The organism is Streptomyces sp. NRRL B-3229, assembly GCF_000719505.1.
GTDB lineage: Bacteria > Actinomycetota > Actinomycetes > Streptomycetales > Streptomycetaceae > Streptomyces > Streptomyces griseorubiginosus.
Genome location: NZ_JOGP01000031.1, coordinates 1 through 19,314 on the forward strand (window position 1 = coordinate 1; position 19,314 = coordinate 19,314).

Consider the following 19,314-nt stretch of genomic DNA (forward strand, 5'->3'; position numbering starts at 1 on the left):
GAAGGCGCCGTTCAGCTCGGGCGGGATGCGGCCCTCGACCTCCAGGTCGTAGACGTCCGCCTCGATCCGCGAGGGGGCGAAGAAGCCCCGGAACTTCGGGGTGTCCGGCCACTGCATGGTCTCAGGCGGAGACTGGGTGCCCACCTGGGGAGTGGTGTCCGGCTGTGTGGGAACGGCCATGGCGACCTCCTGAGGGCATGGCTGATCAAATCAAGAATCGGATTGGTCTCTGCCGTCGATGACTGTCGAGGAACGTCGATGACTGTCGATGACTTCCGGGCAGAGCGGCGGCGGCTCCACGGTGACGCTCTTACATGCGGCCCGAGATCTGGCGTTCATCCGCCGGTAACAGTGATGATGCTGCCGGGACGGCGAGGCCGTCCAACAGTGAATCGCGCATACAACAATCGGAGGGTCCGATGGATCTTCGGCAGATGGAGTTCGCGGTGGCGATCGCCGACGAGCTCAACTTCACTCGGGCCGCCGCCCGTTGCCACATCGGCCAGTCCGGTCTGAGCCACCAGATCGCCGAGTTGGAGCGCGATATCGGGACGCGACTGTTCGACCGTACGAGCCGCAGCGTGCGGCTGACACCGGCGGGCCGGACGTTCGTGGCCGGAGCCCGGCAGGTACTCAGGACCGTACAGGAGATGAGCGCCGACATCGCCGCCATCGACGGAGACATCCAGGGCCAACTGCGCCTCGGAGCGATGACGATCACCGCCTCGGACATCGATCTCCTGGGCCTGCTGCGGGAGTTCCAGCAGTCCTACCCGGCGGTCGAGGTGATCGTGTCCGACACCGCCAGCGCGAACGCGACCGCGCAACTGCTCACCGGGGAACTGGACATGGCCATCCTCGCCCTCCACGAACAGCAGTTGCCGGACGGGATCACCCATCATCTGCTGCGGCTGCGCCCTCTCGTGGCGGTTGTCGGGCGCCGGCACCGGCTGCGCGGGTCCGGTGTCACGGGTCTCCAGGCGCTGGCCGAGGACCGTTTCCTGGACTGCACGCCCGAGACGGGGCTGCGTACGCAGGTGGACGCCGCGTTCGCCCGCGTGCGGGCGCGGCGGCGGAGCGCGTGCGTGCTGCGCAGCGCGGGTGATCTCGCCTCGCTGGCACTGGAGGGCATCGGGGCGACCGTCGTCCCCCTGCCGGTGGCGGAGGCCGTCGTCCCGGCCGAGCACGCCGACTGCGTGCTGCGCCTCGACGACCCGCAGGCACTGCTGCCGCTGGCCCTCGCTCACCGCGATCCCGCCCCGACCGCACCCGCGGCGCAGGCGTTCCTGCAGCTCGCGCTCACCCACCTGACCCCTGACATCACGTCCGCCCAGGGATGAGTCGGACCGCCGCCTCGCAGGAGACGACGGTCCCGGGAAGGCGGGGCTGCTCTACTGGGAGAGCTCCTCCAGCGACGTCTGCTTGGTCTCGATGCCGAAGACGGCCGTGACGACCAGCCCGATGACCAGCACGGCCCCGAAGAGTCCGAAGACGGCGGCGATGCCGTGGTCGACGAGCGCTCCGATGACCGTCGGGGCGAGGACGGCGGCGAAGCCGCGCCAGGAGCTGGCGCTGAGGATGCCCCAGGAGCGCATGCGGGTGGGATAGATCTCGGCGGTCCAGGCGTACACGAGCGGGTCGACGCTGCTCACGCCGAGGAGCATCAGGCCGCCGCTGGCCAGCAGCGCGGGCCAGGTGTGGAGGTTGCCGGTGGCGGCCAGTACGACGGCGAGCAGGGCGCCGGCGAGGGAGATGACGTATCCCGCGAGGAACCAGCGGCGCCGGCCCACGCGGTCGACGGTGGCTCCGACGGCGATGATCAGCACGATGGCGGCGAGGGTCACGGCACCGCTGAGCAGGGCGGCGGTCGACGGGGAGACACCGACGCGCTTGACGTAGAGGCTGGGCATCCAGGCGGTGGCGCCGAGCAGGGTGAAGAACACGGTGAACCACAGCACCCAGGCCGTGAGTGTCCGCCTTCGGTACTGGGGTGAGAGCAGCTCGGTGTGCCGAGTGGGGGCCAGATCGGCGCTGGGCGCGCTCGCGGGTGCTGCCGTGGAGTCTGCCGTCGGAGCGGCGGGGGCGGAGCGCGCCGAGGCTTCCATGGCGGTGACGATCCGCTCCGCCTCGGCGAAGCGTCCTTGCCGGATCAGGACGCGCGGCGACTCCGGCAGCAGCCGCCAGGCGACCAGGGCGATCAGCAGCGGGGCGCCGCCGATGGCGAACAGCAGGCGCCAGGCGTTCTCGGGACTGGTGGAGGCGAGCAGGGCCGCCGCGGTCAGCGAGGTGGCGAGATTGCCGAGCGGCGAAGCAAGCTTGTAGAGCACGGTGACCCGGCCCCGTTGCCGGGCTGCGACGAACTCGCCGAGCAGGGCTGACGCGACAGGCACTTCGGCGCCCAGGCCGAAGCCCTGGATCAACCGGATGGCGCCCAGGCTGGTGCTGCTCCAGGCCAGGGCCGAGATCAGGGCGAAGACCCCCATCACGGCCAGGGCGGCGAGGAACACCCGGCGCCGCCCCAGGCGCTCGCTGGCCAGGCCGAACCCGATCGCGCCCACCGCCTGGCCGAGGAAGCCCGCGCTGACCAGCAGACCGGCCTGGCTGGAGCTCAGCCCGTAGGTGGCGGATATGGCGCTGAGGACCGTGGCGATGGAGACGATGTCGAACGCGTCGAAGAAGGTTCCCGCGCCGAGCGTGCCGACGACGCGGGCGTGGAACCTGGAGACCGGCATCTGGTCCAGCCGCTTGACCAACTGGTCGGCTCGCAGGCCTTGTTGAGTGTTCTGCGCATCTGTCACGGCCATGGCGGCAGCTCCTCGTCGAGCTTGCAGGGGGATGCGGCCCTTCGCGAGAGCCCGTCACTTTCACCAAACGAAAGTGGCTTGTTCCAGTCGGAAGGAACCAAAGCACCGAGGCCGGAATGACGTCAAGAGGCGGGACGCCATGGACATCTGGGCGACCTCGGCGTTATGGTCCGACGGAATTTGAAAGTTACTTTTATTCAGTGAAAGCGGGGACGCCATGGAGTGGTTGGGACTGGAGGGCCGCCGGGCGCTGGTCATGGGAGCCGGCGGGCTGGGAGCCGCCTGCGCCCGGGGGCTGGCGGCCGCGGGAGCGCGGCTGGCCGTGGTGGACGTGGACGAGGCGAAGCTGAAGGCGCTGCGGGACGAGCCCGCCCTCGCCGAGGCCGATGTGCGCGTCTTCCCGGCCGACGTGACGACCTCCGAGGCGTGTGACGAGGTGGTCACGGCAGTGGCCGGTGAACTGGGCGGGCTGGATGTACTGGTGCACGCGGTCGGCACGAACGACCGGCGCCCGGTGGTGGACACCCCGGACGAGGTGTGGGAGCGGATCCTCACGCTCAACCTGTCGAGCGCCTTCTACGCCGGGCGGGCCGCCGGACGGCTGATGCGCGAGGGGGGAGGCGGCAGCATGGTGTTCTTCTCCTCGGTCTCCTCCCGGCTCGCGCACAAGCACCACGCGCCGTACGCGGCGACCAAGGGCGGCCTCGACCAGCTGGTGAAGGTGATGGCCCGGGAGTGGGCGGCCGACGGCGTGACCGTCAACGCGGTCGGCCCCGGCTACACGGAGACCGAGCTGACCAGGGCGTACCTGGACAAGCCGGGGATGCGCCAGGAGATGGTCGGCCTGGTGCCGGCCGGGCGCCTGGGCACGCCGGAGGACGTGGTCGGCTCGGTGCTGTTCCTCGCCTCGCGGCAGGCGTCGTTCGTCACCGGGCAGGTCCTGTACGTCGACGGCGGCCGCACTCTCGTATGAACCGGCACCTCTCAGCGTCCGCCGAGGAGGCGGGTGATCTCCCCGCAGGCGTCCAGCAGCGGCGGACGCAGCTCGTCGTGCAGGCGGGCGACCGGGAACTCCATCGCCGGTACGGCCACGTTGACGGCGGCGACCACCGCGCCGGACGCGTCGCGCACGGGCGCGGCCACCGAGCGCAGCCCGTAGGCGAGTTCCTCGTCCTGCACCGCCCAGCCCTGCTCGCGGATCTCTGCCAGGGCCGGCCGCAGACCGGCGAGCGACCTGATCGCGTTGGGGCCGGTGATCCCGGCGAAGGACGCTTCCGTCAGGCGCTGGTCCAGCTCCTTCTCCGCGAGACCTGCGAGCAGCACCTTCCCGATGGAGGTGCCGGCGGCCGGGAGCCGGGAGCCGACCTGGATGTTGGCGGTGACGAGGTCGTTGTTGCGCAGCCGGATCAGATACAGCACGCGGTCGTCGGAGAGCGTGCCCAGATTGACCGTCTGCCCGCTCGCCGCGGCGAGCCGGCGCAGCGGTCCGTCGGCCAGCTCGACCAGGTCCATGCCGCGCAGGGCCGAGAAGCCGAGCGTGAGCACCTTCGGGGCGGGCCGGTAGGCACCGTCCGGCAGCTGCTCCAGGAACCCCTCCGTGACCAGGGTGGCCGCCATCCGGAAGGCGGTGGGCAGCGGTACGCCGGTCTCGGCGGCCATGTCGGTGAGCTTCATCGTGGTGCGCTGCTCGGAGAACAGCGCGAGCAGCCGCAGCCCCTTGGCCAGCGCCTCGACGTGATAGCTGCGCTTCGCCGCGGCGGCCTCGGTCGGGGCGGTCGGTTCATCACGCGGCGGCACTCGGGGCTCACTTTCTGCACTGGCATGCACCTGAGGGGCAACTTTCATTGTACGGAAGTCGATATCACGCATAGGGCCACCTTGCACACGGGGAGGCATGAGGAGGACGCATGGGAGCGCGACTGAGCGGGCTGCTACCCGGCCAGCTGGACGAGGAACAGGCAGAGGTCTACCGGACCATCACCGGCGGCCCCCGCGCGGCCGGGCCCCAGGCGTTCGCGCTGACCGATCCGGAGGGGCGGCTGCGCGGCCCGTTCAACGCGATGCTGCTCAGTCCGCCGGTGGGCCTCGCGGTCCAGGCCGTCGGCGCGGCCGTGCGCTACGGCTCCGTGCTGGGCGAGAGGGCTCGCGAGCTGGCGATCCTCGCCGTGGCCGCACACTGGAACAGCGCCTTCGAGCGTGAGGCCCACGAGGCCGTGGGGCGCACGGCAGGCCTCACCGAGCAGGAGATGGCCGCACTGAGGGCCGGAGCGGCACCCGAACTCACAGACCCCGTCGAGTGGGCCGTCCTGCGGGCCACCTCCGCGCTCCTGAGCCATGGCGCCCTCAGCGACGAGGAGTACGAGGACATCGTGTCCGCAGCGGGAGAGCGGGCCTTGTTCGAACTGACGACCCTCGTCGGCTACTACGGCACCCTCGCCCTCCAGCTCCGCGTTTTCGCAGGTGAGGGGCCTTGACAGCCCGTAGCGACCCATAAATACTCAAGTCACGTTCACACAGCGAACTTCACTTTCATTCACCGAAAGAAGGCGGGGAATCCCGTGAAACTGATCACCTTCGACGACGGACGGGTCGGCAGGCTGGAACTTGAAGAGCGGGTGGTGCTCCCGCTGGAGGTGGGCAGCACCCGGGAGTACTTCGAGCGCGACGGCCAGGTGTCCGAGACCGGTGAGCGGCTCCGCCTGGACGACGTGAGGCTGCGCGCGCCGATCACGCCGAAGAAGTTCTTCCACACCTCCGGCAACTTCCGCGAGCACGAGGACGAGTCGAAGAACGTCGACTGGTCGCACCCCATGCACAAGGGCATCGTCTTCTTCCAGAACGTCGACGCGATCGTCGGCCCCGACGAACCGGTCATCTACCCGGAGCACCTGACCAGCGAGCTGGACTACGAGCTGGAGATCGCCGTCGTCATCGGCAGGCCCGGCAAGTTCTTCGGCGTCGACGACGCCCCCGACCACATCGCCGGCTACGTCGTCTTCAACGACATCACCGCCCGCGACATCCAGCGCCGCGAGATGGAGTCCGGGGTCTTCTCCTTCTGCAAGGCCATCGACACCTTCTGCCCCGTCGGCCCCTACATCGTGACCGCCGACGAGATCCCCGACCCGCAGAACCTCGACATGGAGCTGCGCGTCAACGGCGTGGTGCGGCAGAAGTCGAACACCAACCGGATGTCGGTCTCCATCCCGCACCTCGTCGCCTACCACTCCCCCCAGGGCTACAGCGCCGGCGACCTGATCACCACCGGCACCGTCCAGGGCGTGGCCGGCTTCAGCGGCGACCCGGAGATGTACCTCAAGCCGGGCGACGTGGTCGAGGCCGAGGTGGAGCGGCTCGGTGTGCTGCGCTCCCCGATTGTCAGCTGGCAGGAGGGGCACGGCACCCCCGTACCGCAGAAGGTGGACTGGTGAGGCTCGCTGTACTGGACGGCCGGGCCGTCGTCGTCCGCGGCGACCGCGCCGCCGACGTGGCCACCGCCTCGCGTGGGCTGCTGCCCGCCGACCCGATGGCGCTGCTGGAGGACTGGCCGCGGGTCCGCGACCGGGCCGCCGGACTGGCCGAGGACGCCTACGACCTGACCGTCGATCCCGCCGCGCTCGGCGCCCCGGTGCCCCGCCCCCGCCAGGTGTTCGCGGTCGCCCTCAACTACCCTCCGCACGCGGCGGAAGCCGGCTACACCCTGCCCGAGGAACCGCTGGTCTTCACCAAGTTCCCGGCGTGCATCACCGGCCCGCACACCACCGTCGCCCTCCCCGAGGGCAAGGTGGACTGGGAGGTCGAACTCGTCGCGGTCATCGGCCGCGAGACCTACCGGGTGAGCGAGGACCGCGCCTGGGACGCGGTGGCCGGCCTGACCATCGGCCAGGACCTGTCCGAACGCGTCTCCCAACTGCGCGGAAAGCCGGCCCAGTTCAGCCTGGGCAAGTCCTTTCCCGGCTTCGGCCCCATCGGTCCGGTGCTGGTCACTCCCGACGAGTTCGACGACCCCGACGACCTGGAGATCACCGGACTGCTCAACGGGACGGCCGTCCAGCACGACCGCACCAAGTCCATGATCTTCCCGGTGCCGGAGCTCATCGCCCGCCTCTCGGCCGTACTGCCCCTGTACCCGGGCGACCTGGTCTTCACCGGCACCCCTGCCGGGGTCGGCAACCGCATGACCCCGCCGCGCTACCTCACCGCCGCCGACGAACTCGTCAGCCGTATCGAGGGCATCGGCGAGATCCGCCAGCGCTTCACGGCCCCCGAAGACCACTGAGCCTCGCGGCCCCCAAACCACCCCCCTTAGACAAGGACCCGCATGTCCGCGCAGAAAACCCCCGTCCCCCGTCGTTTCGAGGGCCGCACCGTCCTGGTCACCGGCGCCGGCACCGGCTACGGCGCCGAGATCGCCGTCCGCTCCGCCCAGGAGGGGGCCCGCGTCGCCGTCCACTACCGCAGCTCCGCGGCCGGGGCCGACAAGACCGTCGCCCGCATCAAGGACGTCGGCGGTGAGGCGTTCACCGTGCAGGCCGACATCGCCGTCCACGCCGACGTCATCCGCATGGCCGACGAGGTCTTCGACCGCTTCCACGGCCTCGACGTGCTGGTCAACAACGTCGGCGACGTCGCCGGCGACCAGATGTCCTGGCGGGATCTCACCGAGGAGTCCATCGACCACGTCCTCGCCGTGGACGTCAAGGGAACCATGCTCTGCGTCCACGAGTTCGGCTCCCGCATGCTGGAGCAGGGCCACGGCGCGATCGTCAACATCGGCTCCACCGTGATCGTGCGGGGCAGTGCGCGGGCGCCTCAGTACGCCGCCGCGAAGTACGGCATCCTCGGCATCACCAAGTCCTACGCCCAGGCGTTCGCCCCCGTCGTACGGGTCAACACCTTCGCGCCCGGCTTCATCGAGACCCAGATGCTCCTCGACCGCGCCGACTGGAAGTCGGGGCGCCGCGAGGACATGATCGCCAAGACCCCGATGGGCCGCATCCCGGGCCCGGCAGAACTCGCGGGCACCGCCCTCTTCCTGGCCACCGACGACGCGGCCCACATGACCGGCGTCTACCTCAACGCCGACGGCGGCTTCAACATGATCGGCGCCTGACAAGGCCCTCTGCGGACCGGGGGCCCGGCGGCCCGGTCAATGCCCTGACTCCCCTCTCGCGCTCCCCCCTTTCCCCTCTCTTCCCCGAAAGGGCCTTTCATGGACAAGGTCTGTGCGAGCGCCGCGGAGGCGGTCGCCGACATTCCCGACGGCGCGTCCCTGGCTGTCGGCGGCTTCGGTCTCAGCGGCATACCCGACACCCTCATCCAGGCCCTGCACGCCCAGGGCGCCACGGGCCTGCGGGTGGTGTCGAACAACTGCGGCGTGGACGGCAGAGGTCTGGGCGTGCTGCTGGCCGCCGGCCGCATCGCGCGCGTGACGGGCTCCTACGTCGGTGAGAACAAGGAGTTCGCCCGCCAGTACCTCTCCGGCGAACTGGAGGTGGAGCTGGTCCCGCAGGGCACCCTGGCCGAACGGCTGCGGGCCGGCGGGGCGGGCATCCCCGCCTTCTACACCCCCGCCGGGGTGGGCACCCAGGTCGCCGACGGCGGACTTCCCTGGCGCCACGGTGCCGACGGGTCCATCGCCGTGGCCTCACCGGCCAAGGAGATCCGTACCTTCGCCGACCGCCGCCATGTCCTGGAGCACGGCATCACCACCGACTTCGCCCTGGTACGGGCCTGGCGCGGCGACCGCAACGGCAACCTGGTCTTCCGCAAGTCGGCCGCCAACTTCAACCCCCTCGCCGCGATGGCCGGCCGGATCACCCTTGCCGAGGTCGAAGAACTCGTGGAGCCCGGCGAGTTGACCCCGGACGCGGTGCACCTGCCGGGCATCTACGTCCAGCGGGTGGTGCAACTGACGCCCACTCAGGCCGCCGACAAGCAGATCGAGCGCCTTCGGATCTCCGCGTCTCCGACACGAGGAACGGTAAGCCTCTGATGCCCTGGACCCGCGACCAGATGGCCGCCCGCGCCGCCGACGAACTCACCGACGGCTCCTACGTCAACCTCGGCATCGGCCTGCCCACGCTGGTCCCCGGTCATCTGCCGCCCGGCGTGCACGTCGTGCTGCACTCGGAGAACGGCATCCTGGGCACCGGCCCCTACCCGACCGAGGACGAGATCGACCCGGATCTGATCAACGCGGGCAAGGAGACGGTCACAGTGTTGCCCGGCGCCTCCTTCTTCGACTCGGCGCTGTCCTTCGGCATGATCCGGGGGTGGTCACATCGATACCGCGGTGTTGGGTGCGATGCAGGTGTCTGCCTCGGGTGACCTGGCCAACTGGATGATCCCCGGCAAGATGGTCAAGGGCATGGGCGGGGCCATGGACCTGGTCCACGGTGCCCGCCGGCTCATCGTGCTGATGGAACACACCGCCAAGGACGGCAGTCCGAAGATCCTCACCGAGTGCACCCTGCCGCTGACCGGCGAACGGTGCGTCCATCGCATCATCACCGACCTCGGCGTCCTCGACATCACGCCCGACGGTCCGGCCCTCGTCGAGACCGCGCCCGGCGTCACCCTCGACGAGATCACTGCGAAGACCGACTCGCCCCTGCGGGTCGACGTCGCCACCTCCACCTTCTGAACACCCCGGATGAGCCCGCGGCGCCGGAACGGGCCCGGCGTCGCTACCCGGACATAGGCGCGCTCGGCTCCCGTGCCGGGCGGTCCATCAGTGTTCGTGTCCTCACTGTGTGGACCGCGCAGCCGTTCCCATCAGGCACCGCTCAGCTGACGATCGTGTCGACACGGCCGAGATCGGGCAGGGCGAGCGAGCAGATCCGGTCCGCTTCGTCGGCGGCAGGCCGAACCGCCGCCGCAGGCCGAGGGCGACGCGCCGCGGCTTCCGCCGGGGCGCCCACCGCCAGCCGGCCGCCCACGTTCTGACCCTGCGGGCCCTGCTGGAGGAACGCGGCGTCACCGCGTGCCGGGCAGCGCATCGGGTCAGCCGGCGACGAGCGCGGCGGCCCGGTCGTGAACACCGGCTCGCCGCCGTTCAACCACGGCGCGGGGTCGGTGAGTTCGATGCCGTGCGCCCAGATCACTTCCCGGTCCGAACCGCCGCGGCAAGCCAGCACCTTCAGACGCAGATCCCGACACCGTCTCAGCCAGGCAAGTGATACGCCGCGGCGCCCGCCAGCCGGGAGCCGATGACGGCCACGGAGTCACCGCGGCCCGACGGCGCCCGTGTTGATCGCCGCGTCGATGCCGGCCATCACGTCACAGCCGAGCAGGCCCGCCGCGGCCGGAGACGCGGCTGGGTCCACCTTCGTGCACTGACCAGCCGCGACCAGGGTCTTCTCCGCGAAGGCAGCGATGCCCAGAGCCGGGGACAGCTCCGTGCCATCGGACAGGGTCATCCTCTGCCGGGCGTTGTGGGTGTCGAAGCAGTACCAGGGACGACCTCGCAGGCAGGCCCGGCAGTGGCCGCACACGGCACGCCAGTTGAGACGCCGGCTCCTGTGGTACCTGCCCGAGCTGATGCCGGCCCGCTAAGCGGAAGAAGGGATACCAATGGCTACCGGCACATTGTGGGGCGGGCGCGTCAGCGACGGGTTCGAACTCATGCGTGAGGGCTTCCGGGAAGTCCTCGACCGCAGTCCGGGGGGAGCCGCCGTCTCCGTCTACCAGGACGGTCAGGAGGTGGACTGGAGGGCCTGGCCTTCATCACGGAGCTGATGGTCAGCGAGCTGGTGACGAACGTCATCCGCTACGGCAAACCTCCCATCCAGCTGCGGATGATCCTCCAGTCCACCCTGACCTGCGAGGTTTCCGACGTCAGCAGCACGGCCCCACACCTGCGCCGTGCCCGGGTCTTCGACGAGGGCGGCCGCGGCCTGCTCCTGGTCGCCCAGCTCGCCGAGGACTGGGGCACGCGGCACGCCCGCGAAGGAAAAGTCATCTGGACCGAACAGCTGCTGCTGGCCCGGCCCCCACCAGCTCCTGACCTGGGTGGCCCGCCGTCAGCCCAATGGGCGGAGGCTCACTGGTCCTCTCCGAGTGTCGCCGGGGTGGGCCGCATAGCGGGCTGGGGCGGGAGTGGGAGGCGCAAGGCCGCGAAGGCGTGTTCGGGGACGGCTGGGCTGTTCGGTGGCACCGGCGCGACGCGCCGGTACGGCTCGCCCTGGGCCGGGCGCGAGTCGGGCTGCCCCTTGTTGGGCCAGGCGGCCATGGCCCGTTCGGCTTGGGCAGTGATGGTGAGGGAGGGGTTGACGCCAAGGTTGGCCGAGATGGCCGAGCCGTCGACCACGCTGATCCCTGGGTGGCCGTAGAGCCGGTGATACGCGTCGACGACGCCGGTCCTGGGGCTGTCGCCGATCGGGCAGCCGCCGATGAAGTGGGCGGTCATGGGGATGTCGAGGATTTCGCCGACGGTGCTGCCCGGGAACCCGTTGATCTCGTCCGCGAGCAGGCGAGCGGCTTGATCGGCTGCGGGGATCCAGGTCGGGTTCGGCGCTCCGTGTCCTTGACGGGACGTCAGCTTCGTCGTGCCGCGCCATGACTTCTTCGGCGAGACGGTGAGGGAGTTGTCCAGGGACTGCATGACCAGGCCGATGATGGTGCGTTCGGACCAGCGGCGGTTGCTCAGCGACCGGACGAGCAGGACGGGGTGGGCGGCGGCGGTGGCCAGGAAGCGCAGCCAGCGCGGGGCGCGTCCGCCGCCCGGCACTTGCAGCACACTCAGCAGGCCCATGGCGTTGGAGCCCTTGCCGTAGCGGACCGGCTCGATATGGGTGTTCTCGTCGGGATGGACGGAGGAGGTGAGGGCCACCCCCTGGGTGAAGTCGGCGCGCATGCCGTAGCGCCGGTCGGTGGTCTGCGCGGCGACCAGGGCTTCGGAGTTGGTGCGGGTGAGGTGCCCCAGCCTGTCGGAGATGCGCGGCAGGTCCCCGCGGGCCTTGAGGCCATGCAGCAGACTTTGGGTGCCGTAGGCGCCGGCGGCCACGATCACATGGCGCGCCGTGAGAGTGTTCTGGCCGCGCCTGCGCGAGTCGGTGCGTCGGGTGCGCACGGCATAACCATCGCCGTGCTCGGTGATGCGGGTGACGGTGGTGAGCGGACGGATGTCGGCGCCGCCCCGTTCGGCGAGGTGGAGGTAGTTCTCGATGAGCATGTTCTTGGCGCCGTGGCGGCAGCCGGTCATGCACTCGCCGCACTCGATACAGGCCCGGCGAGCCGGCCCCGCCCCGCCGAAGTACGGGTCGGCGACCTCGGCCCCGGGTTTGGCCCGGCAGGTGCCGTCCGCGTCCTGGCTGTCGCCGAAGAAGACGCCGACCGGGGTGAGGCGAAAGGTGTGGCCGACGCCCATCTTCTCGGCGGCTGCCTTCAGATGCTCGTCCGCAGGGGTGAGGGTGGGGTTGAGCCGCACGCCGAGCATCCGCTGTGCCTGGTCGTAGTAGGGCGCCAACTCCTCGTGCCAGTCGGTGATGTGAGCCCACTGAGGATCGTCGAAGAACGGCTTCGGCGGAACATAGAGGGTGTTGGCGTAGTTCAATGAGCCGCCGCCGACCCCCGCCCCGGCCAGGACGAGGACGTTGCGCAGCGGATGGATGCGCTGGATGCCGTACAGGCCGAGTGCCGGAGCCCACACGAACCTGCTGATGTCCCAGGAATTCTTCGGCAGGTCGGCGACGGTGTAACGGCGGCCGGCCTCCAGGACGGCGACCCGGTAGCCCTTCTCCGTCAGCCGCAGTGCCGCGACCGAGCCGCCGAAGCCGGAGCCGACCACGATCACGTCGTAGTCGTCACTGTGCATCTCGCTGCGCGATGCCGTGGTGGGAGTCATGGTCAGCCTCCGAGAGATGAGACGAGGGCGGCCAGTGCCTTCGGCAGGGCCTTGGCGAGGGAGGGTTCGGCGGCGAAGGCGGTCATGTGCCGGCCGATGGCATGGGCGTTGCGGTTGGAGACGAACCACGGTGGGGTCGGCCAAGGGCGGAACGGGCCGCGGCCCACGGTGCGCTCCACGTGGTCGGGGTCGAGCAGGAGCGCGTTGTGCACGACGCCGACGCCGCTGCCCGCGTCGTGCACGTCGCGGCCGGGGAAGGCGCCCCAGGTGGCGCGGGGCAGGGCGTAGATCAGCCCCACCCAGCAGTTGACCGCGATCGTGCCGTAGCGCAGCCGGGCGATGGCTGCGTCGAAGCGGGGCCCGAGTCGGCGGATCGTTCCCGGGTCGGCGATCACTCCCGCTCCCAGGTCGCCGGCGAGCCGGTCGTTGCAGAAGTCCACCGCGCGGTCGAGGAAGTCCGCGGGCGTGCCACCGGGCAGCCGGGTCACGCCCAGAACGGGGCCGAAGTACTCGGTACGGAACGCCGGCGTTTTCCGGTCGGCGGGGTCGAGATCGACCAGCAGGGTCCGCGGCACGGCTGGGTCGCCGCCGAGCAGTTCCGCCCCGGGGTGGTTGTCGACAGCACTGCGCTGCCGCTCGGCGGCGCCTGGGTAGTAGCCGGAACGGTCGGGTGCGCCGATGAGCGCCTGGCGCAGGTGGTGCAGGAACCGGTCGGCCTGCGGCCAGTCCCCGGGCACCACGACGACCTGGGTGGCGACGCAGTTGAATCCGCTGTTGTGCAGCCGCTGGGTCGCCACGTGTCGGGCCTGCAGCTTCAGTGCGGCCTCGCTCCACCGGCCCGGTATCACAATGACCGGGCCGACACCGCCAAGCTCGCTGGTGACCGGCTTGCCGACCAGCGGCTTGCGGTCTGCCCTGCGCCGCGCCCCCTCCTCACCCGGGCCGAAGACGATCGCGTCATGGCTGGCGCGGCTGCCGGTGATGTGGACGGTGTCGACTGCAGGGTGACCGACGAGATACGACCCGGTGTCGGCGCCGCCAGAGGTGACGCGGACGAAACCGCGCTCGATGAAGGCGGCAAAGCAGCGCTCGAGGATCGGCTCCAGATACGCGTTGACCGGGTTCAGCTTGACCAGGACGACCGCGTTGTCCTGGTACAGCCTGGACAGCGCGTCCAGCGCCGGGATGGAGTTGACGTTGCCGGCGCCGAGAACCAGGCCCACCTCCCCGGGCAGGCCAGTGTCGCGGAGCCGGCGCGCGATCCCGGCCTGCGCCTGCTCCAGGGTGATGCCCGGACGCAGCCACACCCGGCCGGTGTAACCGGACAGCGCCCGATCCCGTGCGGTGAACGGAAAGACATCCACCGCGAGCCGCCCACCCTGCGCGGTCCGCGTTGTGGCGCGGTCCAGCGGGTTGCCGCCCGACTCCAGGACCGACAGCAGCCAGATCAGCGCGTCGGTGGCACCGAGCAGCGCATACGGCCCGCTCAGCCACTCCTCGCCCGCCGCCGGGGCATCCAGGTCGATCCCCTTGCCACGGCAGGAGGCGGCCACCCACTCCTCCGCAACCTGTGCCGTGGCCACACGCAGTCGTTCGAGCAGCACGCGCTTGCCGGACAGCGACGTGGTGACCCACTCGCGGGCTCTGGCACGAAGGACGGCGAGGCCGTCGTCGAGGACGCTGGTGTCCGGCATGGCTACTCCCGGGGATCCGAGGGACAGGTCAGGAAACGGGCAGAGGTTGCTCATCAGGACCAAGCCCCCGTGTGAAGGGCCGGTCAGAAGCAGCCCGGGCAGGATCCCGAACTCACTGACGGTGTACGACAGCGGCGGGAGTTCGCCGTGATCGGTCACGGGAATGCCCCTGCGGCGGTGGATATGGTGCGCCACACCGTAAACCGGACCTCCGGTCCCGGGCGATGTGCGGGCGCCCAACATTGGGCTCGCTAGTTGTGCGACCGCACCCTTGTCCAGCGGCATCGGACGCCCGTAGCCTGCCGGTATGCAGACGGCCAGCATGGACATCGCGGTCCTGCTCAGGCGAGTAGCCGAGCAGTGCCTCGCGGAGGCCGACGACATTCTCGCCGACGTCGACGCGGCGATCTTCGAGGTGGCACCGGTGCTCGCCGAGGACCCCACACTCACCGCCGAAAGCCGGGCCAGCAGCCGGGCCAACGTGCTGCGCCTCCTGACCGCCGTGCAGCGGCGCCCCGACGAACCGGTCCCCCGCGGCGCACCGCTGGAGACCCTCGACCTGGCACGGACACTGGTCCGCCGCGGCATCGAACTCGAAGTTCTCGTGCAGTCCTACCGCCGCGGCCAGAACACGGCCTGGCGGCGGTGGATGGACATCGCGGCCGCGACCGTCGAATCGCGCAGCGACCTCGTCGAACTGCTCCAGGTGTCCTCGGCCCTGATGTCCGACTACGCCGACGGCGCACTCGACGCCGCCATCACGCGCATGCACCAAGAACGTCAGGACCTCCTCTCCGGAGAGCTGGCCCGACGGGCCGAAACGATCCGCCTCCTGCTCGACAGCGCCCCCATCAGCGCCGACCGGGCCGGCCGACGACTCGACTACGACCTTGCCGCCCGGCACACCGCCGTGGTGCTGTGGGCTGACCCGCCCGGCGAAGCTCACGGCGTACTCGAGCAGAGCGCCGAGCTCCTCGCCGCCGCAGCCCACGCCCGCCGCCCGCTGACCCTGCCCGCGGGCACCGCCACCTTGTGGGCCTGGATCGCCACCCGCCACACCCCGGACTGGGAAGCACTTCACGAAGCCATGACCCACGCCGCACCAGGCGTCCGCGCCGTGCTCGGTCCCCCGAGGGACGGCGTCACCGGGTTCCGGCGCAGCCACTCCGCCGCACTGGCCGCCCACCGGCTCCTGGCCGGCAACCCCGACGGAGACCGCCTCACCGCTTACCACGAGATGGAAGTCGTCGCCCTCGCCGGCCACGACGAGGAGCAGACGAGCGAGTTCATCACCTCCACCCTCGGACCACTGAGCGGAACCGACCCCGCGGTGGCGACCCTGCGCGCCACTCTCCGCGTCTACCTCAACGAGGGCGGCAACGCGCCACGAACGGCCGAGCGGCTCCACACCCACCGCAACACCGTGCTGCACCGTGTCGCCCGCGCCGAGGCCATGCTCGGATACCCGCCCGCTGAGCGCCGCCTCGCCGTGTCCCTCGCCCTCGAACTCCTCCACCGCCTCGGAAACGGTGCACTCACGACCCGTGCCGCCCGTCCCGAGTGAGGGCGACTCACGTCCTGCTGGCCCTCCACGGCTTGATCTGTCCGATTGGCGTAGTTGCGGTCGATGGCCAGTCGGCAGCCTCCGGTTCTCTCGCGAACTCCCGAACGCAGCGGCAGTGCAGGAAAACCCCGACGCCTGGATCCCCGGGAAGGACGGCATCCAGATCAGCGTCGTGCATGCCACGTCGATGGGCGGCCATGGCGTCGGCACCGGTCTCATGCCGCGCGACCGTTCCCCCCTTACCGACTGGGCAGCCGGGGCGTTGCTGCCTCACCTCACCCAGCTCGGCGACTTCACCCGCAGCCGATTTCCAGTCCTCCCACGCAATCTCCCCAAGACTCCGACAGCCAAGACGAAGGAGGAACGCGCCCTCCAGAAGGTCGAGTTGGAGCGGAAAGGCCACAACGAACGACGCGCCGCCCTGGCACGGGTACTCGACGGCCGGCCCCTGATCGTCGAAGCGCGCTGGCAGAACGACCGCACGCGTGACGCCCTGATCGAGCAACTGGCAGTCTTGTTGGGCCTGGACGGCCCGGGCGGAACGGACAAGGCCGTACGTACCTGGACGGCACCAGAGCTGACGGTGCGCCTATACCTGGAAGACGCCGGTGTCGTCGCCGCCCGGCTCGACTTCCCCGACGGCCAGCCGAAACGAAAGACCCTCACCACAGCGATCAGTGCCCGCCGGCGAGAGATCGCCGAACTGTGCGAGTGGGACGAACGACCAGACGTCCAGGCCGTCGTGGTCGAGATCGGCCACCCGAAGTCCTTCCGGCCCGACATCGTGGACCCCAAGTTCGCCGTACGCCTCGGGTATGCCGATGCCGGACGGTTGACAAAGTTCATCACCTTGCCGAGCTCGCACTGGAACACCGCCACCAAGAAGAGCATCGCCCACCGAGCCCTGCAGGCGTGGAACGACGTCCTTCGGCAACTGGGCGTCTGCACGGCACCGGAACACAGTGTGGACGAACTGCCCAAGGACCTGGAGTACGTCGCACTGTGGATGGTCAAGCGCCGCGCCGACGGGCCCACCCGCAAACGCCGCACCTCCCCTGTCGCCGTCAAAATGAGCGCAGCCGACAGCTCGGTCATGGGGTGGGACCCCGATCGTGGGGACTGGATTCCGTACCCGGAACTCCTGCTCTCTCTCGCCCGCCACGCCGAGATCCCGGGCGAGTATGAAGAGTTCGACGAGGAAGACCAGGACGGCGAGGACGGTGAAGTCACAGGAGCGACCAGGGAGGAGGACGCGCCGAGGCCGGAAGCCGAGGATGGAAAGAGACAACGCACCACGACCTGGGTTCCCGATCTGGACGATCAACGGGCCGAGACGGCCCAGTTCATCCGGGCGATGCTCTACAGCCTGCGCGACCGCCACGTCCTGCTGCTCTCGCACGCGCAGAACTCCCGTCTGCACTGGCCATGGCTGACCAACGGCCGACTGCGCCCCGACGCCCTCCAGTTCGGCCCCAACCCGGCCCAGCACATCACCCTGTACGGCGAGAATCTGTGCCATGTGCGGGTACGCGACCACGCATCCGACGAAACCCCCCAGTGGTTCGCCCCGGACGACGACACCGCCGATCACGGCTTCGCGAGCGGCCTGTGGGCCCACCCGGGCGCCGACGACGACCACCGCGTGTACTACAGCACCGGCGAAAAGCCCCACACAGCCAAGCACGCGGTGAAGACCGCCTCGAAGATTGCCACCCGGATCCCGCTGAAGAAGAAGCGCTCGGAGGATGAAGAGGCCAAAGAGCCGGAGCCCGTCATCGACACGGGCACCAACGCATGGAACCCGGCCGCACTGGAGATCGCGGTTGTCGCCGTGCCAGAGAAATCCAGCGTGCCGGGACCTTGGGCCGCCGTCACCCACCAATTGCGCCGCGCGCCTGACTACAACGTGACCCTAGAGCTTCCACTCCCGCTCCACATGGCGGCAAAGACCGCACAATACGTCCTGCCACACGACGGCGACTCCGACGAGTCCTCCGGAGAGGAAGGTTCCCCACCGAGTCGGTGACTTGCAGGCTCATCCCGCACGGGCATGCGTGGCGGGCCGGCCTCGTCACCTCGCGGCACTCGACTCCGGCCGCCCAGCGGCTGAGGTCTTGGTCTTGCCCGCCGACCCACGGTCGGATCGGCACACCGTCCACCTCGACGTAGTCGGACCATCGGTTTACCCAGCCGGGATACTGCTCGGGGAGGTTTTCCCGCAGTTGCTTCTCGACGGGCGACAGCGTCGGGCACGGCTTGAGCTCTTCGGGCACCAGCAGGGCTCAGTAGTCTGCGCTCAGCGTCGCCCGCCTCGGGGCATCGGCCTCCGCATGCGCCTCCCCGCCACACTCCACCTCAGAGCTCAACTCGTCGCGACCTGACCCTGCCGACCTTGGTGCATCCAGGCGACGACGTCGAACACACGCAGGACGCCGATGTCCTCACCGATACCCGCCTGATCGCGGAGATGGACCAACTGATCATGGAAGGCACCGTTGTCTACCCGCAGGGCCGCAGCCAGCGCGGTCCAGAAGGAGTGGTCCGCCTTCGGTCGCTCGAACAGCTGCTTGATGCGGATGTCGTAGATGGGGATGAGGTGCGGCCGCTTGCGGGCCAGCAGTTTGCCTGCGACAACCGGGCCGCTGCCGTCGGGTTTGCCGGGGTATTGCTTGCTGCCGGATAGGCGTTCCCACATCTCCCAGGCGGGTCCGCCCTCCTCCATGAGCGCATCGCTTCCAGGATTTTCCAAGCGCGCGCCACGAGGGATGAGCGACAGCAGACGCGCCCAGTGCCCCCCAGGGTCGGCCAGCAGGTTCATCGCCCCGTGCGGCTCGAGGGACACACTGAGCGTGGTGATGGCCACCAGGTCGTTGCTGTCGAAGCAGTGCGCGACGTGCTCGGCGTCCCCGCCCCCGCCCAGGCGCTCGAAGTGTGCGCCGGAATAGAACAGCTCACCGCGTGAGCGTCGTCGGGTGAAGTACTCGACCAGTAGGCTCACGGCAGCCTCGTCGTCCCAGTAGATCTCCGGGATCATCAATTCGATCACCGAGAGGCCCCCAACTCCCTTGCGGCCAGCGATGAGTCGGTGAACTGTACACCAGCTGAGATCATGGAGTGGCTCGAGTGGAATGCGCCGCCAACACGCGCACCTGTGCTGCGCCGTTGAGATGTGGGATGGCTCCTGGAATTGGTCCAGGCATAGGCGTCGGTGTCGTTGCCGACGGAGCAGTGGAAGGCCGCAGCGGTGGCGGGGCCAGCGCTGCAACAGTCGACTACACGAGCAGACGCACATTGCGCGGGCATGCTGCGAAGCGAAGCAACATAGCGCGGGATCGCCGGTTAGCCAAACCGGCGTCTCCCCGGATCATTGATGGTCCACCGCCACTACCTGCACCTACGTCGAGA

15 protein-coding genes and 4 pseudogenes are annotated in these 19,314 nt (G+C 69.8%); 11 read left to right on the forward strand and 8 right to left on the reverse strand.

All coding sequences use genetic code 11. The features are described 5' to 3' along the window. Window positions 1–180, reverse strand: a pseudogene (locus IF54_RS42850) (dioxygenase); the annotation flags it as partial. A gap of 239 nt (window positions 181–419) precedes the next feature. Here IF54_RS42850 and IF54_RS39990 point away from each other — a divergent pair. Continuing rightward, window positions 420–1,340, forward strand: coding sequence for a LysR family transcriptional regulator (locus IF54_RS39990; protein ID WP_037821032.1), 921 nt, complete (start codon window positions 420–422; stop codon window positions 1,338–1,340). Between the two features lie 51 nt (window positions 1,341–1,391). Here the strand turns inward: IF54_RS39990 and IF54_RS0134875 are convergent, their stop codons facing one another. Further along, window positions 1,392–2,804: an MFS transporter gene (locus IF54_RS0134875; RefSeq protein WP_051735657.1), complete on the reverse strand. Its 1,413-nt coding sequence runs from the start codon at window positions 2,802–2,804 to the stop codon at window positions 1,392–1,394. Window positions 2,805–3,021: 217 nt separating this feature from the next. On the opposite strand from IF54_RS0134875, the gene IF54_RS0134880 reads away from it, so the two are divergent. Beyond that, entirely contained in the window at window positions 3,022–3,777 is a 756-nt protein-coding gene (locus tag IF54_RS0134880) for an SDR family NAD(P)-dependent oxidoreductase (RefSeq protein WP_030326215.1), read from the forward strand. An 11-nt stretch (window positions 3,778–3,788) separates the two neighbouring features. On the opposite strand, the gene IF54_RS0134885 is transcribed toward IF54_RS0134880, so the two are convergent. After that, window positions 3,789–4,601 carry an IclR family transcriptional regulator gene (locus IF54_RS0134885; protein ID WP_030326217.1) on the reverse strand — a complete coding sequence of 271 codons (813 nt, stop codon included), beginning with the start codon at window positions 4,599–4,601 and terminating at the stop codon, window positions 3,789–3,791. 110 nt (window positions 4,602–4,711) lie between these two features. Between IF54_RS0134885 and IF54_RS0134890 the strand changes: the two genes are divergently transcribed. The 6 genes and pseudogenes from IF54_RS0134890 to IF54_RS39995 all read left to right on the forward strand — a co-directional run bounded on the left by IF54_RS0134890 (window position 4,712) and on the right by IF54_RS39995 (window position 9,450). Continuing rightward, on the forward strand, window positions 4,712–5,278 hold the full coding sequence (locus tag IF54_RS0134890; protein WP_030326219.1) for a carboxymuconolactone decarboxylase family protein: 567 nt from the start codon (window positions 4,712–4,714) through the stop codon (window positions 5,276–5,278). A gap of 84 nt (window positions 5,279–5,362) precedes the next feature. Beyond that, complete coding sequence (locus IF54_RS0134895; RefSeq protein WP_030326221.1) at window positions 5,363–6,235, forward strand: fumarylacetoacetate hydrolase family protein; 873 nt, start codon at window positions 5,363–5,365, stop codon at window positions 6,233–6,235. Continuing rightward, window positions 6,232–7,083, forward strand: coding sequence for a fumarylacetoacetate hydrolase family protein (locus IF54_RS0134900; RefSeq protein WP_030326223.1), 852 nt, complete (start codon window positions 6,232–6,234; stop codon window positions 7,081–7,083). Before IF54_RS0134895 ends, IF54_RS0134900 begins: the two co-directional genes overlap by 4 nt. A gap of 42 nt (window positions 7,084–7,125) precedes the next feature. Then, window positions 7,126–7,917: an SDR family NAD(P)-dependent oxidoreductase gene (locus IF54_RS0134905; RefSeq protein ID WP_030326224.1), complete on the forward strand. Its 792-nt coding sequence runs from the start codon at window positions 7,126–7,128 to the stop codon at window positions 7,915–7,917. A gap of 99 nt (window positions 7,918–8,016) precedes the next feature. After that, on the forward strand, window positions 8,017–8,799 hold the full coding sequence (locus IF54_RS0134910; protein ID WP_030326226.1) for a CoA transferase subunit A: 783 nt from the start codon (window positions 8,017–8,019) through the stop codon (window positions 8,797–8,799). Further along, window positions 8,799–9,450: pseudogene (locus IF54_RS39995) on the forward strand (CoA transferase subunit B). Before IF54_RS0134910 ends, IF54_RS39995 begins: the two are co-directional and overlap by 1 nt. Before the next feature lie 142 nt (window positions 9,451–9,592). On the opposite strand, the gene IF54_RS0134920 reads toward IF54_RS39995, so the two are convergent. After that, window positions 9,593–9,910: a hypothetical protein gene (locus IF54_RS0134920; RefSeq protein WP_030326228.1), complete on the reverse strand. Its 318-nt coding sequence runs from the start codon at window positions 9,908–9,910 to the stop codon at window positions 9,593–9,595. An 80-nt stretch (window positions 9,911–9,990) separates the two neighbouring features. Continuing rightward, a pseudogene (locus IF54_RS0134925) lies at window positions 9,991–10,315 on the reverse strand (S-(hydroxymethyl)mycothiol dehydrogenase); the annotation flags it as partial. A 192-nt stretch (window positions 10,316–10,507) separates the two neighbouring features. Between IF54_RS0134925 and IF54_RS43720 the strand changes: the two are divergent. Further along, window positions 10,508–10,792, forward strand: a pseudogene (locus IF54_RS43720) (ATP-binding protein); the annotation flags it as partial. Window positions 10,793–10,848: 56 nt separating this feature from the next. Here the strand turns inward: IF54_RS43720 and IF54_RS0134935 are convergent. Beyond that, entirely contained in the window at window positions 10,849–12,651 is a 1,803-nt protein-coding gene (locus IF54_RS0134935) for a GMC family oxidoreductase (protein ID WP_324616578.1), read from the reverse strand. A gap of 2 nt (window positions 12,652–12,653) precedes the next feature. Beyond that, window positions 12,654–14,345 (reverse strand): aldehyde dehydrogenase family protein, encoded by a 1,692-nt coding sequence (locus IF54_RS0134940; protein ID WP_051735658.1) that lies wholly within the window; start codon window positions 14,343–14,345, stop codon window positions 12,654–12,656. Between the two features lie 307 nt (window positions 14,346–14,652). On the opposite strand from IF54_RS0134940, the gene IF54_RS0134945 reads away from it, so the two are divergent. Beyond that, window positions 14,653–15,909 (forward strand): PucR family transcriptional regulator, encoded by a 1,257-nt coding sequence (locus IF54_RS0134945; protein ID WP_030326238.1) that lies wholly within the window; start codon window positions 14,653–14,655, stop codon window positions 15,907–15,909. Continuing rightward, window positions 15,890–17,935, forward strand: coding sequence for an RNaseH domain-containing protein (locus IF54_RS0134950; RefSeq protein WP_267884993.1), 2,046 nt, complete (start codon window positions 15,890–15,892; stop codon window positions 17,933–17,935). Before IF54_RS0134945 ends, IF54_RS0134950 begins: the two co-directional genes overlap by 20 nt. Window positions 17,936–18,271: 336 nt before the next feature. Here IF54_RS0134950 and IF54_RS0134955 read toward each other — a convergent pair whose 3' ends face one another. Then, window positions 18,272–18,955 (reverse strand): DUF6308 family protein, encoded by a 684-nt coding sequence (locus IF54_RS0134955; RefSeq protein WP_030326246.1) that lies wholly within the window; start codon window positions 18,953–18,955, stop codon window positions 18,272–18,274. Between the last annotated feature and the right edge of the window lie 359 nt (window positions 18,956–19,314).